The organism is Eisenibacter elegans DSM 3317, assembly GCF_000430505.1.
GTDB classification, from domain to species: domain Bacteria; phylum Bacteroidota; class Bacteroidia; order Cytophagales; family Microscillaceae; genus Eisenibacter; species Eisenibacter elegans.
Genome location: NZ_KE387152.1, coordinates 289,743 through 304,476 on the forward strand (window position 1 = coordinate 289,743; position 14,734 = coordinate 304,476).

Here is a 14,734-nt window from a genome sequence, read left to right on the forward strand (position 1 = left end):
CATAGGTTTAACTATGGGGTTTGAAAAACGTCCAGTGGCGTGTGCTGAAAGGCCTTGGCTATCAAAAAATCAACGTCAGTGAAGCCCCAAACCAAGTACACCTTGGTATAATGGCACAAAATACCTGTTTAAACACATAATGAACTTCTGATTTTATGACTACACTTCCCAAACTCCGCATCGATATTGTCTCTGATGTGGTTTGTCCGTGGTGTTATGTAGGGCGCAGGCGTATGGCCAAGGCGCTGGCACAGATCCAAACACCTTACGAACTACAGATTCATTGGCGGCCTTTCGAACTCAATGGCCAGTTGCCGGCCACAGGCCTTCCATTCAAACCATATATGTTGCAGAAGTTTGGCAGTGAGGCACAGCTCGAAGCGATGCTTGCTCAGATGACCCAAGTGGGAGAAACAGAAGATATTGACTTCCGCTTCGACCTTGTGGGCTATGCCCCCAATACTTTTGAAGCACACCGCCTACTCTGGTGGGCGGCTACTCATAACCAACAAGAGGCCTTGGCCGAAGCGCTCTTTGCAGCATATTTCACCCAAGGGCAAGATGTGGGCAATCGTGATACCCTCATCAGCATTGCGGCTGGAGTAGGGCTGACTGAAGCTGAAGCTTTTCTACAAAGCACAGAAGGCCTGCGTGAAGTTCGACACGAGCAACAGGCTTACCAACGGGCCGGTATCCGAAGTGTGCCGGCTTATATCCTGAATGAAAAATACTTAATCCAAGGAGCACAACCACCAGCACTCTTCTTAGAGACCTTTGAGAAGGTTTTGGCAGAATAAACCGATTTACGATTTGGGATTTGGGATTTACGATTTACAATTCGTCCATCGTCCATCCCAAATCATCAATCGTCCGTCGTTAGATTAGTTTGATTTCGAACTCCACCCTTCGGTTGATGCGGCGGTCATCCTCATTATTTTCCTGTACAATAGGTCGGGAGCTGCCATACCCTTCGGCCTCTATCCTGTCTGGGCGGAGCTTACCGCGCTCTACGATATAATCTCGGATAGCTTGCGCACGCTTCTGTGAGAGGGCTAAGTTGGCGTTAGGGTCTCCTGTACCGTCAGTATGGCCAGAGATTTTCAGCCCTAGGCGCGGATGGTCTACCAAGAACGTAACCAATTTATCGAGGTCGCGTTTCATTTCGGGTGTTACATCCCATTTCCCCCCTTCAAACTTGACTGTACTAAACTCCCACTTCTTAAATTTCATCGAAGGGGTAGACACATTGATGACCGTATCGCCTTTGAGCAAAAACTCCCGTTCGACCCTGAAAAAGTCTTCTCCTGTGATGATGATAAGATAATTGTTATTCTTAATCAGGTCAAATTGGTAAGAGCCATCAGGTCGGAGGTATTTGGGAGCCACTTCTATGCCATTGTCAAGGTCTATGATGGAGACAATACCGGTGAAGGCCTCACCCGTGATCGAATCCGTAACCACTCCGGCGATGGTTACATCGGCCAGTGGCTGGGCTTCCATCGGGAGCGGAAAGGTGTAGAGATTCATTGAGTTGACCGTATCCTTAAGCTCTTCGACATAAAAAGTATCAAGCTTGGCAAAGTAGAGGTACTCCGACCGATCGTCTATCGTAAAATAATATTCGTTGGTGGCTTGGTTGATAAGCGGTCCAGTATTGCGTGGCTCGTTCCAGTAGTGTATGGTATCTTTTGGGGTAATGAGGGTCGCCCTTCGGGAGAGGTAGATATCAAAATTACCAAACCCAAAAAGCTGGCCATTGGAACTAAAATAGAGTACGTGGTGCTTGGGGTGATAAAAGGGGCTGATTTCGCTTTGGCGCGTATTGATGACCGGTCCCATATTGCGCGCCCGCGCCCAAGACTTCCCGTCCCAAGAGCCATCAACAGCCCGCTGTTTGAAGGTATAATAAATGTCCGACATCCCGAAGCCCCCTAGGCGATCAGAGGCAAAGTAGAGGGTATCTTCTGAGTGGGAGAGGCTTGGGTGAGAGTCCCAAGTCATACTATTGACATTGCTGCCTAGGTTTCGCACATTGACCCACTGCCCCTTATCATTCAGCTCAGCCATATACAAGTCGCAGTTGCCGAAGCCGTCGGGCGCTTCGCAGCGCGAGAAGTAGATGGTCTTGCCATCCTTTGAGAGGCAGGCCGAACCTTCGTTATAGTCGGAATTGAGCGCTGTCAGGGGCTCTGCCCGTGTCCATTTGACGGTGTCAATGACGGAGCCTTCATCCGTTTTGACGATATAGGCCGTATCAGCCTTGGAGGAGATATAGAGGTCCTCGTCCATCCGACGACGCATATTCTGACGGTTGTTAGAAGCCACATCCATCACAGAGCCTTTGCGCTGAGAGGTGAAAATCAGGATAACACGGCCATCGGAGCGGCGGGTGATGGTGGGGCCATAGTCGCTGTAAGGCGAATTGACTTCCTTGCCGATGGCGTTTTGAATGCCCACAGGCACAAAAAGCGTATCGATAGCCTTTCGGGCCTGAATCATTTCGTAATAGTGCTCCAAGGGCAGGTAGCGGTCGCGTTCGTTGGTCGTGAGCGAGTCATAAAAACGCATCAATTTCTCAGGGTCACGGCTGCGGTGATGCTTGAGCACGTACTGATAACAACCCTTGGCTTGGGCAGTATAGCCCAAGGCCTCGGCGGCCTTACCCAAACGCCATAGCAGGTAAGTGTCTTTGTAAAAATTTTCAATCCCAAAATTGGCTACATAATCATAAAGCGCTGCGTGCATATTGACCAAATCGTCGGCTTTCTCAAACTTTTCGATGCTTTGCAGGCCAGCAGCAGACTGGTAGTAGTTCACCCGATTGAGATTGGGAAAGTGTACCAAGGGTTTGGTACGGTCGGTCAAAGTGGCAGATTTTAAGTCTACATCATCAGGCTGGTTTTTGGTTTTTTTCTGGGCATAGCTTGTCCCCGCTACCCCTAAGGCATAAAAAAAACAAGGCATATAAGCCATAATCGCTTCATTTCCATAGCGTTTGTGTCTGCTTAGCTGTTTTGGGTTTTGGTTTATTCTCTTCAATTAACGTACTTTGCATGCTAAAGTATACACAAAGTATCCGACCAAGCTGGGCAACTGCCAAAAGTACACATTTTTGTCCGAACATTGCTTTGGCACATCACTTGAGAAAACCGAATATGTATCAGGTGGTTTTGCTAAATTTATGCCAAAACCCATTAACGGCACGCAAATACAATATGCACAATTCAAAGAATTCATATTTCAACACCCTGCTTTTGAACGAAGATAACGAAGACACCCTCGACAATGTAATGCCTTTGCTCTCTTTTGATGAAGAAGATAGCGCCGACGACGAAGCGCTCAATGGTCTAGATCATCTACCTATACTCCCCCTCAAAAATGCGGTGCTATTCCCCGGAGTAGTGTTGCCGGTAACGGTTACCCGCTCTCGCGCCATCAAACTTATCAAGCAAGTATATAAAGAAAGCCGTTATCTGGGCGTAATTGCACAGCAAAACCCCCAACTCGAAGATGAACCCAACGCCAAAGATTTGTACCAAGTAGGTACGATCGGCTATATCCTCAAGATGTTGGTGTTGCCCGACGGCAACATCACGGTCATCCTTCAAGGCAAGAACCGCTTTGAGGTAGCCAAATTTTATGATGAGGGTAAGTTTATTGAAGCCGATATAGAGGCGCTTTCGGAGCAGTTTCCGGCCAAAAGCAACAAGCAAAACAAGGCCCTGATGCGCTCGCTCAAAGAATCAGCGCTCAAAATCCTTAAACTCAACCCCGAAATTCCGCAAGAGGCACAGATAGCCATCGAGAATATCGAGAACCTCAATTTCTTGACACACTTCTTGGCCTCTAATGTCAATGCCGAAACAAGCGAAAAGCAGGATATCCTCGAAACAGATGACGGCACCGAGCGCGCTACCAAGCTCCTAGGCTTGATGATGCGCGATATCCAACTGCTCGAAATAAAACAGGATATTCAGAACAAGGTCAACTCTGACATTGATCAACAACAACGCGACTACTTCTTGCGCCAACAAATACGCGTGCTCCAAGAAGAACTAGGCGACGGTGTATCAGCAGATGAAGAGCTAGCCTCACTCCGCGAGAAAGCCCGCAAGAAAAAATGGCCACGAGAAGTAGCCTTACATTTTGAAAAGGAGCTGGACAAGGTGCAGCGTATGAGCCCTATGTCTGCGGAGTATCCCGTAGCCATCAACTATGTAGAGCTATTGGTAGAGCTGCCTTGGAATCAGTACACAGAGGACAACTTCGACCTTGACCGAGCCAAAAAAATTCTGGATAAAGACCACTACGGTCTCGAAAAAGTAAAAGAACGTATCATTGAGTATTTGGCCGTACTCAAACTCAAAAACGACCTACGCGGCCCTATCCTATGCCTCTACGGCCCTCCGGGCGTAGGCAAAACCTCCTTGGGGCGCTCTATCGCCACTGCCCTTGGACGGAAGTATACGCGCTTGTCTTTAGGGGGGCTACACGATGAGGCCGAAATACGCGGCCACCGCAAAACCTACATCGGCGCGATGCCCGGGAAGCTGATCCAGAACATCAAACGGGCGCAATCCTCAAATCCTGTATTCATCTTGGACGAAATCGACAAGGTTTCGTCAGATATGCGTGGAGATCCAGCATCGGCTCTGCTCGAAGTGCTTGACCCAGAGCAGAATAACAGCTTTATGGACAATTACCTCGACCTACCCTACGACTTGTCGAAGGTGCTCTTCATTGCTACGGCCAACAGCCTCGATACCATTCACCCAGCCCTGCGTGACCGAATGGAAATCATTGAAGTTACGGGCTATACCCTCGAAGAGAAAATCGAAATAGCCAAAAAACACCTTATCCCCAAGCAACGCAAAGAACACGGTCTTCATCCCAAAGATGTCAAAATAGACAACAAGGCCATCCGCAAGGTCATTGAGGGCTACACCCGTGAGTCGGGAGTCCGTAACTTAGAGCGCCAAATGGGGGCTTTGTTACGAAAAGCAGCCAAATCGATTGTGATGGGCGAGAAATATGAAAAAACCATCCGCGAGAAAGATGTTCCCGTGCTGTTGGGGGCTGAGATATTTGACAAAGAAATCTACGAGACCGAAACCGTCGCCGGAATTGTTACGGGGCTGGCTTGGACACCCGTGGGCGGGGAAATATTGGTCATCGAGTCGAACCTCAGCCGGGGCAAAGGCCGCCTGATTACCTCGGGCTACCTAGGAGAGGTGATGAAAGAATCTGCCACTACAGCGCTTTCTTTCCTCAAATCTATCGCCGAAGAGCTCTCGATTGATTACCGCGTTTTTGAGCATTTTGACTTACACATACACGTTCCCGCCGGTGCTGTACCCAAGGACGGCCCCTCTGCCGGTATTACTATTCTGGTGTCTTTGGCCTCGGTCTTTACCCAACGCAAAATCAAAGAGCGCCTCGCAATGACTGGTGAAATCACCCTGCGTGGCAGGGTATTGCCTGTGGGTGGTATCAAAGAGAAAATCTTGGCCGCACGCCGTGCCGGAATTACGGAGATTATCTTGTGTAGCAAAAATAAACGCGACATCGAAGAAATCAACGCCGACTACCTCAAAGAGCTGACCATCCACTACGTAGATTATGCTCACGAAGTCCTCGAAATAGCCCTGTTGCCCGAAAAGGTGCAGAAAACCATCAATCTCAGCATCATAGAGCCCAATGCGGCGCTAAGCAAAACAGAGTAAGCAACAACAGCCTTTCTAAGCTTCCAAACTTAGAAAGGCTGTTTTATTTGGGCATCCCCAATCAAAATTGGTTTGGGAAATGTATACCCTGAAAATCCTCGATAATCAAAAAAATCAAATCCTGTCCATCCTCAAACCAAGTGAATCTTGGTACAAATGTGTGTTGGCATCAAGCACCATATCCCCTCAATCAATTACTTCAAACGAGAGTACATCAAGCAGTACATCATTGAAGATCACCTCTACCTTCCACGAGCCTCTGGGGCTATCAGGTTTGAGGTCTAGGGTGCTGTGTGCTCTATACCAGCCAAGGGCGATGGTCGGTTCTATCTTTAGGACAGGGTTGCGCTCTAGGCTGCCATCGGGGCGGAGCCAACGCCACTGTATTTTACCTGAGCGCTCCTTGGCAATCAAATCCCAAAAAGAATAGCTGATTACCCGTGTGTCTCGACTGATAGAAAACTGGGTTTTATTATTTTGGGGTGTTTTGCGGTCGTCTTTACCAAGGAGGGTGGTCAGCTGTGTACGGAAATGCCCATAACTGACTTTGAGCGGGGTGCTTTGTTTTTTGACCTCATCGACCAAAACATCAACGCGCCACCCATCGCTCACCGACATAGTCAGGGGCAAGGGCAGGACGAGTTGTGCGTAGACTGTCGTGCGGCTTCCGTCTTTATTGATTTCGCATTCGTGTCTGGTATAAAGTTGGCCTTGGGGGTCGTATATTTCTAGCGCCAGCGTGTGTTGTCGCTGTACCTTGGTCAGGCTGACGGCAATGCCGATAGAAGTTTGGAGGAACAGGCGAACTTCTTTGACGCTGGCTGTCATCACATTTGCCCCGGCTAGCTCTAAAACACCGGAGGGGTTGCGCGGGCTGAGCTGGTCGTTGAGCGCTACCTGTATCTGCCCGGCATAGGGCACAGGCTTGGAAGGGTTCAATACCTGATAGGCAACGAAAAAAAATAAGGGCGCAGCAACGGCCAATACCAGCAATAGGTTACGGCGTTGTGTGGCCTTGAGGGCTTTTTGTTGGCGCTCTGTTTCTAAAATTCTGTAAGCATCTTCCACCTTGGAAGGTTCAATACCGAGACCATCGGCCATACGCTTGACATCAGAAAGGTTGAGTTTTTGTTGCTCGTCTTGAGAAAGTCGGTGCGCCAACTCGATGATGCGTTGCAGGTCTTTGTCGTTGATTTGTTGAGAAGAGGGCATAGGCTCGTACAGTTAGTAGGGAGGTGAAAATAGGGTAGATGGTCAATAAAATAACACAAAAACAAATCCAATCAACCAGCGCTATACGATGGAGGAAAAGAGGTGCGGCGTTGGTGGGGATGTTACTAGGACGTTTTTTTGCGTACCTTTGTTTTGTATTTGTCCAGCGCAAACCGTCGGGGACAATAAGACACCCATATCAAATATCGATTAGTTCAAAAAACAGCTATATGAGTCGTACAGAATTAGGACAACTTGGGGAGTTTGGCTTGATAGACCGCCTTACCCAACAGCTTTCGTTTACACATCCACACACCACCTTTGGCATTGGCGATGATGCCGCAGTGCTTCAAAACGGCAGCGACAAACAAACGCTGGTGTCGACGGATATGTTGGTAGAAGGCATCCATTTTGACCTAAGCTATGTTCCCCTACAACACCTAGGCTACAAGGCCGTGGCGGTCAATGTATCAGACATTGCCGCGATGAATGGCACTCCCAAGCACATCACCATCAGCCTTGCGCTCAGCAACCGCTTTTCGGTAGAGGCCGTAGAGGCGCTTTATGCCGGAATATCGGCGGCCTGTCAGGCATATAATGTAGACCTCGTGGGGGGCGATACGACCTCGTCGCGCTCCGGGCTGGTGATTTCGGTAACGGTACTGGGCGAAGCTCCCGCCGACAAAATCAGCTACCGCAAGGGAGCCAAGCCCAACGACATCCTTTGCGTAACGGGCGACCTAGGGGCGGCCTATCTTGGGCTACAGATTTTTGAACGGGAGAAGCGCGTTTTTCTCGAAGACCCCGAAATGCAGCCCCAACTCGAAGGCAAGGAGTATATACTGGGCAGACAGCTCAGACCCGAAGCCCGCACCAATATCATCTATGAAATGGCCGACCTAGGCCTAGTACCAACGGCTATGATTGACATCTCGGACGGGTTGGCCTCGGAGCTGCTCCATCTCTGCCGGCACTCTCAGCTGGGAGCCGTATTGTTTGCCGACAAAATTCCCCTACACCAACAAACGCTCGAAGTGGCCGAATCGCTCAACTTGCCTGCCCTAACGGCAGCGCTTTACGGAGGTGAAGATTATGAGCTGCTGTTTACGGTAGCTCAAGCAGATTTTGCCAAAATCGAAAAACACGATTTTATCACGCCCATCGGCTATATGACCGACCAACACTCACAAGCTATCTTGCGCAGCGACGAAGGCGATATCGACCTCCAAGCCCAAGGGTGGAATCATTTTGGTAGCTAGCCTTTGGTAGATGAAGCGCTCGAATCTGCCTGTGGGAACACAGGCGCGGGCGGGATGGCAACCCCCAGCTTTGTAAGGCAAGCATATCCCTTATTTCTGTGGGGACACAGGTAAGGGGCATTCTGCCAACGTCAAACGCTGTTAGGTCAATCGAACTGTTTTATAGGCGATTGCGGTGTTTATTTTAAATAATAGCACTAACTTCGCCACCATAATTAACCCACCACAGCGCCCTGTATTATGTCAAAGCTTTATGCCAATATTTTAGCTTTATTTGAACCCTCTTCTCATCTAAATCTACTGCCTGAAAACCGCAAAGACTTTGCTGTTACCGCCCTCGCAGCAGTGATTGGGGCGGTGGCGCACAGCATATTTTTGGCGCTTTTTTGGGCTTTTGAAGTATCTTTTATGGTCTACTTCAACGTCGGCAGCATCCTGATTTTTATATGTATGTTTTTCCTCAATCGCTACACGGTTGGCAATTGGGGCGCATTGGTCAATCTGGCATCGCTAGAAGTGATTGTACACGCCATTTGTGCTGTGGTGATTTTAGGCTGGGACTCCAATTTTCATCTTTATCTTTTTGCTCCTGTATTGTTGCTTTTTCTGATTCTTCGGAGAAGCATTTTCAACCTATCGTTATTGGTGTTTGCGGGCTCTTCTGTGGCGAGCTATATTACCTTGGCACTGTATACGCACTATCATCTTCCGCTACAGGTCATTTCGGATGTGGGGATGGATATTTTCTCAGTGATGAATATCGTGAATGTGATGTTCATTCTGGTAATCATCACCGCATACTACAATTATGCGGCCAACAAGGCTGCGCAAGAGGTGGCGGTGAAAAATGAGGAGCTGATGTCGCTCAACGAAGAACTATTACAACAGGCCGATATGTTGCAAATACAAACGCAAGAGCTTGAATTAGCCAATCAATATACCAATGAAAGCATTCAATATGCCCTTCGAATTCAGCAGGCAACCCTCCCTTCGGAAACCGGCCTGAGCCGCTTGTTTGGCCAAGACCGGGTGATGGTGTTGTATAAGCCCAAAGATGTGATTTCGGGCGATTTTTATTGGGTTGGCGAAAAAAATGCCCTCAAAATCATCGTGGTCGCTGATTGTACCGGGCACGGCGTACCCGGTGCAATGCTGACGATGATAGGCCGAAGCTTGCTCAACCATATCATTATGGAGAAGGGCATTACAGCTCCCAACCTGATTTTGGATGCACTACAAGCGTATTTTTCCGACCTCTTCAGTGATACGCATAACATACGCGACGGTATGGATGTGGGCGTGGTCTGTATCGATGCCGAGACCAAAAGGCTTTATTTTGCCGGTGCTCGAATCCCGCTGACATATCTTCAGAATGAACAAATACACACTATTAGGGGCGATAAAATGGCTATTGGTGATGCGGGGGGAAAGCTGACTACCGTCGATAAGTTTACAACACACCAAGTCGATATTGCCGAGCCTACTATGCTCTATCTCTATACTGATGGATATCAAGATCAGTTTGGAGGGCCTAAAGACCAAAAGTTCTATGCTACACAACTTAAAGACTTATTTGTACAACTACACAAAAAGCCTGTTGACCAACAATATACCGAGCTATATGCTATTTTTGAGCACTGGAAAAGAGGGAATACACAAACAGATGATGTTACCATTTTGGGAATCCGTGTGGGCTAACCTGTAAGCAAGATAGGGATACCGCAGTAACAGACTTCTCAAAAACTTGGCTTCGAACACGCTACTGGATATTTTTGGAAAAGTAGCTCGGAGCTCCAGCTCAGAGACAAGCTGAGGCCTCAAATAAGACTTAGCCCACAGTTTGAACTGTGAGATTTGAAAAATGTCCAGTAGCGTGGGCTTCGAATGTATTTTTGATGACGATAGCGCCCCCCAAATCTTGTGAACCTTGACATAAACAAGCGCTAAGGCCTGCTTCTGATAAGGCTGCCGGTGCAAAAAAACGCCCAAGGTATCGCCTTTTGCGCCAAGATATGTATTTTTGCAGGGTATAGACTCATTTGCTTACCCCTCCCCGTCTTTAGTATATGACAAGCGTAGATACTGCCAAAGAATTGGGCCTATTGCCCGAAGAGTTTGAAAAAATCAAAGATATTTTGGGACGTGTGCCCAATTTTACCGAGCTATCGGCCTATGCCGTGATGTGGTCGGAGCACTGCTCTTACAAAAACTCCATCGTATGGCTCAAGAAACTGCCCAAAAGCTCGCCCCGTATGTTGGCTGAAGCCGGGCAGGAAAACGCTGGCTTGGTAGATATTGGCGACGGGCTTGCCTGCGCTTTCAAAATCGAATCACACAACCACCCCTCAGCACTAGAGCCTTACCAAGGGGCCGCTACCGGCGTGGGAGGTATCAACCGCGATATTTTTACGATGGGCGCCAGGCCTATTGCCCAGCTCAATACCCTGCGCTTCGGAGAGCCACAGCTCGACCATACCAAGCACCTGCTGCGCGGCGTGGTCAAAGGAATCGGGGACTATGGCAACGCTTTTGGCGTACCTACAGTAGGTGGAGAGGTGTTTTTTGACAAATGCTACAACACCAACCCGCTGGTCAATGCCTTCTCGGCCGGTATTGTGGAAACAGATAAAATCGCCAGCGCTATTTCGTATGGTGTGGGCAACCCTGTCTTTATTGTGGGCTCAGCCACCGGCAAAGACGGCATCCACGGAGCGGCTTTTGCCTCCAAAGACATTACCGAAGATTCTATCAAAGACTTGCCCGCCGTACAAGTAGGCGACCCCTTCCAAGAAAAACTCCTGCTCGAAGCCACGCTCGAAGTCATCGCTACCGGGCACGTCATCGGGGTACAGGATATGGGCGCTGCCGGTGTGATTTGCTCTACTGCCGAAATGAGCGCCAAAGGCGAGCACGGGATGGACATCCAGCTCGACAAAGTGCCCCTACGCCAAGCCAATATGCTGCCCTTTGAGATTCTACTCTCTGAGTCGCAAGAGCGGATGCTCATTGTAGTCAAAAAAGGATACGAGGCCGATATTTTACGTATTTTTGACAAGTGGGACCTGAACTGTGTACAAATCGGTGAAGTTACGGCTTCCAAAGAACTGCGCTTTTTTATGAATGGCGAGCTGGCGGCTCAGATGCCCGCCGAGTCATTGGTCTTGGGCGGAGGCGCTCCCGTATACCACCGCGAGTACCAAGAGCCGGCGTATTTTAAAGCATACCAACAGTTTGACATCGCACAAGTACCCGAACCTAAGACACTTGCCGAATACCAAAACATTGCCCGGCACTTGCTCAGCCACCCCAATATTGCCTCCAAGCGTTGGGTATATGAACAATACGACTCGATGGTCGGTACGGCCAATATGAACTCTTGCGAGCCTGCCGATGCGGCAGTAGTACGGGTAAAGGGTACTGACAAGGCCATTGTCATTACAGTAGACTGTAACGCACGTTATGTACACGCCCATCCAGAGGTAGGGGCAATGATTGCGGTCTGCGAATCGGCACGCAATGTGGTATGCGCCGGAGGCGAGCCCGTAGCCATTACCAACAACCTCAACTTCGGCAACCCCTACAACCCAGAGGTATACTGGCAGTTTGTAGGCAGTGTGCAGGGCATTATCAATGCTTGCGAAAAGCTGGGCACGCCCGTAACCGGTGGCAATGTGAGTTTCTACAACCAGTCTGCTACGGTAGACAAAAACGGCGGAAACGTAACCAATGCTGTCTTCCCTACGCCTACTATCGGGATGCTGGGGCTGATGGAAAATCTAGCGCACCGCACCACGCTCGACTTCAAAGCCGAAGGCGATGCCATCTATCTACTTGGCACACTGCGCAACGACTTGGCCAGCGCCGAGTACCTCTACAGTTATCATAACATTGCGGCCTCGCCCGCCCCGTTTTTTGACCTCGACGAAGAGCACAAGCTACAAGCCACGTTGCTCAAAGCCATTCGCGCAGGCTTGGTAGCTTCCGCACACGATGTATCCGATGGAGGCCTGTTTGTAGCCCTCACAGAGTCGGCCCTGCCTCGTCAATTGGGCGTAGAGGTTAGCCTGTCCTTACCACAAGGTCTGCGTAAAGACGCTGCCCTCTTTGGCGAAAGCCAGAGCCGGGTGGTCGTTTCGGTGAAGCCCGAAAATACCGTTGCTTTCGAACAACTGATGCAAGCCCAAGGCCAAGCCGCTGCGCGCATCGGCACGGTAAGAGGGAAGGCCATCCGCATCGATGGTGATGTCCTCATCGAACTGAGCGAAGCCGCCGACCTTTATGATAACAGCCTAGGCCGCTTGATGGCTTAAGCAAGGAAGGCTTAGCGAAAAACTAGTAAAAGCCGCGTTGAATTTATTCAGCGCGGCTTTTAGGGGTTTTTTTGTACAAAAGAGCTTATCGGCGATGTCCTTTCCAGCCTGAGGCCTGTCTTCTGCCTGTGCCTATGTCCCCACAGCTACGATAGGGGTATGGCAAAAACTTAATACTTGATATCGCAGCTATTTAAGAAAGCCCGCAGTACTTGGATTTGCTCCAAATCTATCTCGTTGTTGCTCAAATTGAGTACACTGAGATTTGTTAGCGACTCAAGGGCACTGATGTTGCGCACCTTATTTCCACTGAGATTCAGCACCTTGAGTTGAGTAAGGTGATGTAGTGGGCTGAGGTCTGTGATTTGGTTGTTGCTCAAGTCTAGGCTCTCGATGTTTTTAATCATACTGAGACTATTGATATTGGTGAGGCGGTTCTCGCTCAAATCCAAGGTCTTGAGTCGGGTAAGATAAATAAGCGAACTTGTTTCGGTGAGTTTATTGGCGTTGAGGTTGAGGGTTTCGAGGTTGACCATCTTTTTAAACGCCTTGGTATCAGTGAGTTGATTATGGCTCAAGTCGATGTGTTTGAGCGAAGAGAGGTCTTCGATAGCCAACACATCCATCAGGTATTTGCGACTCAGGTTGAGGTCATTATCAGTTAGTAGGCGTTTGAGGCGCTCGCCCGCCAGATATTGCCTATTTGCAGGCGCTCCAAGTTGCGGAAGCCCCGCAAGACCTTGAGGTCTTGGTCGGTGATTTTTTTGAGCGAGATATAGCGTACTTTTTTGAGCTCGCGGGCTTCGATTTCGTTGAGGTCGCGGCTGTCATCGTTTTTGCTGATTTTAAACTTGCCTTTGAGTGTTTTGGCTTCTTCAAAATACATTTCATCCAGAAACAAGGCGGCCTGCTCCATATTGTCGAAATCCATCTGTTTTTCAAACTCTACATTGTTGAAGGCTTCGAGCGCCAAGAAATACTCCAAGATAGATTTGTGAGAGAACTTATACTGCCCCTTGGCGTTACGATTGAGCAGGGAGCGGCTTTTGAGCTCTAGGTCGTTGAGGGTGATGCCGTGAGTATCGGAGAGCGGCTTGATTTCGTGGGGGTGGATGATAAAACCATTGCGCTCGCGGCGTTTGAGGTAAATATCGATGGCTACCGTTTTAGAAAATTTGTACAGATCTTGCTTGTAGGCCTCTTTTCCGGCGCTTCGGCGGTTCACCTCGCGGTCTATCCACTTGTCTATCAGCTCTTCATAGATTTGGTAAGTATACTTGTAGCGGCGGTTGCTCTGAAGTAGGTCATCGATATAGCTCAAGAGCATTGGCCGCACCATCAGGCTTGGCGATTGACGCACAATCTGAGTGGCTTTTTTCTTTTTAGCAAACTGAAAAAAGCTGTATTTCTTATCAAGGTACTTTTTGATGTCTTTGTCATCAAAAGGGGAGAGGTAAAGCTTTCTGAAGACAAACTCCTTGCCCCGGTCATTGATACTGATAATGCCAGTTTCCTTGGGTTCTTCTTCTTCGGAGGGGAAAAATTGCGTCCTACAAGTCAATACAACCTCTCTAAATTTCCCTACTTTGTCGAGAATATCACGCAAGCGGTTACGATAATCTTTGATGGCCTCATTGTCTTCATCAAAAGCATCGAGCAGGAGAATGGTTCTTTTCTGTTCCTCTTCTGGTATTCGGGTAATATCGTCCAACACATTGGGGTATCCCAGCGGAAAAAGGCGGATGATATAATCTTTCTGTTCCTTCATAAAGTTGAGGTACAGATTGATCATAAAAGTTGTCTTTCCCATTCCGGAGTCGGCCAAGATGATATAGAATTTATCAGTTTCTTTCTTGCCGTTGGATCGAAAGGCGTGTTTGGTAAAAAAAGGAATGAGGAGTTGTTTGGTGGCAAATGCGTGTGTACGCCCTGGCTCGTCTTCTTTGGAAGGGGCAATATTTTGGCATTTGCTCGCTATGTAATATTGAGTCGCCTTTTCTATTTCTTGGTCGGTATAATAAGGATGCAAAGCTTCCTTTAATTTGCGTGTCATCGCGCTCATAGATGTTTGGAACTATAAAGTGTATGTCGTCTGAGGAATGTAGTTTGGAGGGGCTGAAATGTGTAATAATTATGCTTGTTATGCAGAGCTTACAAAATTTATGCCTAGTTCTATATTGCCTAATGGTCTGTACCAAACTAACCCCAAAATCAATTCCGAACAACCCTA

Annotated in this window: 9 protein-coding genes; 5 read left to right on the forward strand and 4 right to left on the reverse strand. The window is 48.6% G+C overall.

What is annotated here, in order from left to right:
- Positions 1-155 precede the first annotated feature (155 nt).
- Positions 156-797, forward strand: a complete 642-nt coding sequence (locus G499_RS0111505; RefSeq protein WP_027000067.1) for a DsbA family oxidoreductase — start codon at positions 156-158, stop codon at positions 795-797.
- A 79-nt stretch (positions 798-876) separates the two neighbouring features.
- Here the strand turns inward: G499_RS0111505 and G499_RS0111510 are convergent, their stop codons facing one another.
- Positions 877-2,973, reverse strand: coding sequence for an OmpA family protein (locus tag G499_RS0111510; RefSeq protein ID WP_154658424.1), 2,097 nt, complete (start codon positions 2,971-2,973; stop codon positions 877-879).
- Positions 2,974-3,215: 242 nt separating this feature from the next.
- Between G499_RS0111510 and lon the strand changes: the two genes are divergently transcribed.
- A complete protein-coding gene (gene lon, locus G499_RS0111515) occupies positions 3,216-5,723 on the forward strand; it encodes an endopeptidase La (protein WP_027000069.1) in 2,508 nt (835 codons plus the stop codon).
- Between the two features lie 186 nt (positions 5,724-5,909).
- Here the strand turns inward: lon and G499_RS0111520 are convergent, their stop codons facing one another.
- Complete coding sequence (locus G499_RS0111520; protein ID WP_027000070.1) at positions 5,910-6,935, reverse strand: hypothetical protein; 1,026 nt, start codon at positions 6,933-6,935, stop codon at positions 5,910-5,912.
- A 230-nt stretch (positions 6,936-7,165) separates the two neighbouring features.
- Here G499_RS0111520 and thiL point away from each other — a divergent pair, with 230 nt between their 5' ends.
- From thiL to purL, 3 genes are all read left to right on the forward strand, one after another.
- On the forward strand, positions 7,166-8,194 hold the full coding sequence (gene thiL / locus G499_RS0111525; RefSeq protein WP_027000071.1) for a thiamine-phosphate kinase: 1,029 nt from the start codon (positions 7,166-7,168) through the stop codon (positions 8,192-8,194).
- 240 nt (positions 8,195-8,434) lie between these two features.
- Entirely contained in the window at positions 8,435-9,892 is a 1,458-nt protein-coding gene (locus tag G499_RS0111530) for a PP2C family protein-serine/threonine phosphatase (protein WP_027000072.1), read from the forward strand.
- A 368-nt stretch (positions 9,893-10,260) separates the two neighbouring features.
- Positions 10,261-12,504: a phosphoribosylformylglycinamidine synthase subunit PurL gene (purL, locus tag G499_RS0111535; RefSeq protein ID WP_027000073.1), complete on the forward strand. Its 2,244-nt coding sequence runs from the start codon at positions 10,261-10,263 to the stop codon at positions 12,502-12,504.
- A 170-nt stretch (positions 12,505-12,674) separates the two neighbouring features.
- On the opposite strand, the gene G499_RS0111540 is transcribed toward purL, so the two are convergent.
- Both G499_RS0111540 and G499_RS19750 read right to left on the reverse strand, forming a co-directional pair.
- Entirely contained in the window at positions 12,675-13,124 is a 450-nt protein-coding gene (locus G499_RS0111540) for a leucine-rich repeat domain-containing protein (protein ID WP_211231614.1), read from the reverse strand.
- Between the two features lie 41 nt (positions 13,125-13,165).
- Positions 13,166-14,557 carry an NACHT domain-containing protein gene (locus G499_RS19750; RefSeq protein WP_154658425.1) on the reverse strand — a complete coding sequence of 464 codons (1,392 nt, stop codon included), beginning with the start codon at positions 14,555-14,557 and terminating at the stop codon, positions 13,166-13,168.
- Positions 14,558-14,734: the final 177 nt, after the last annotated feature.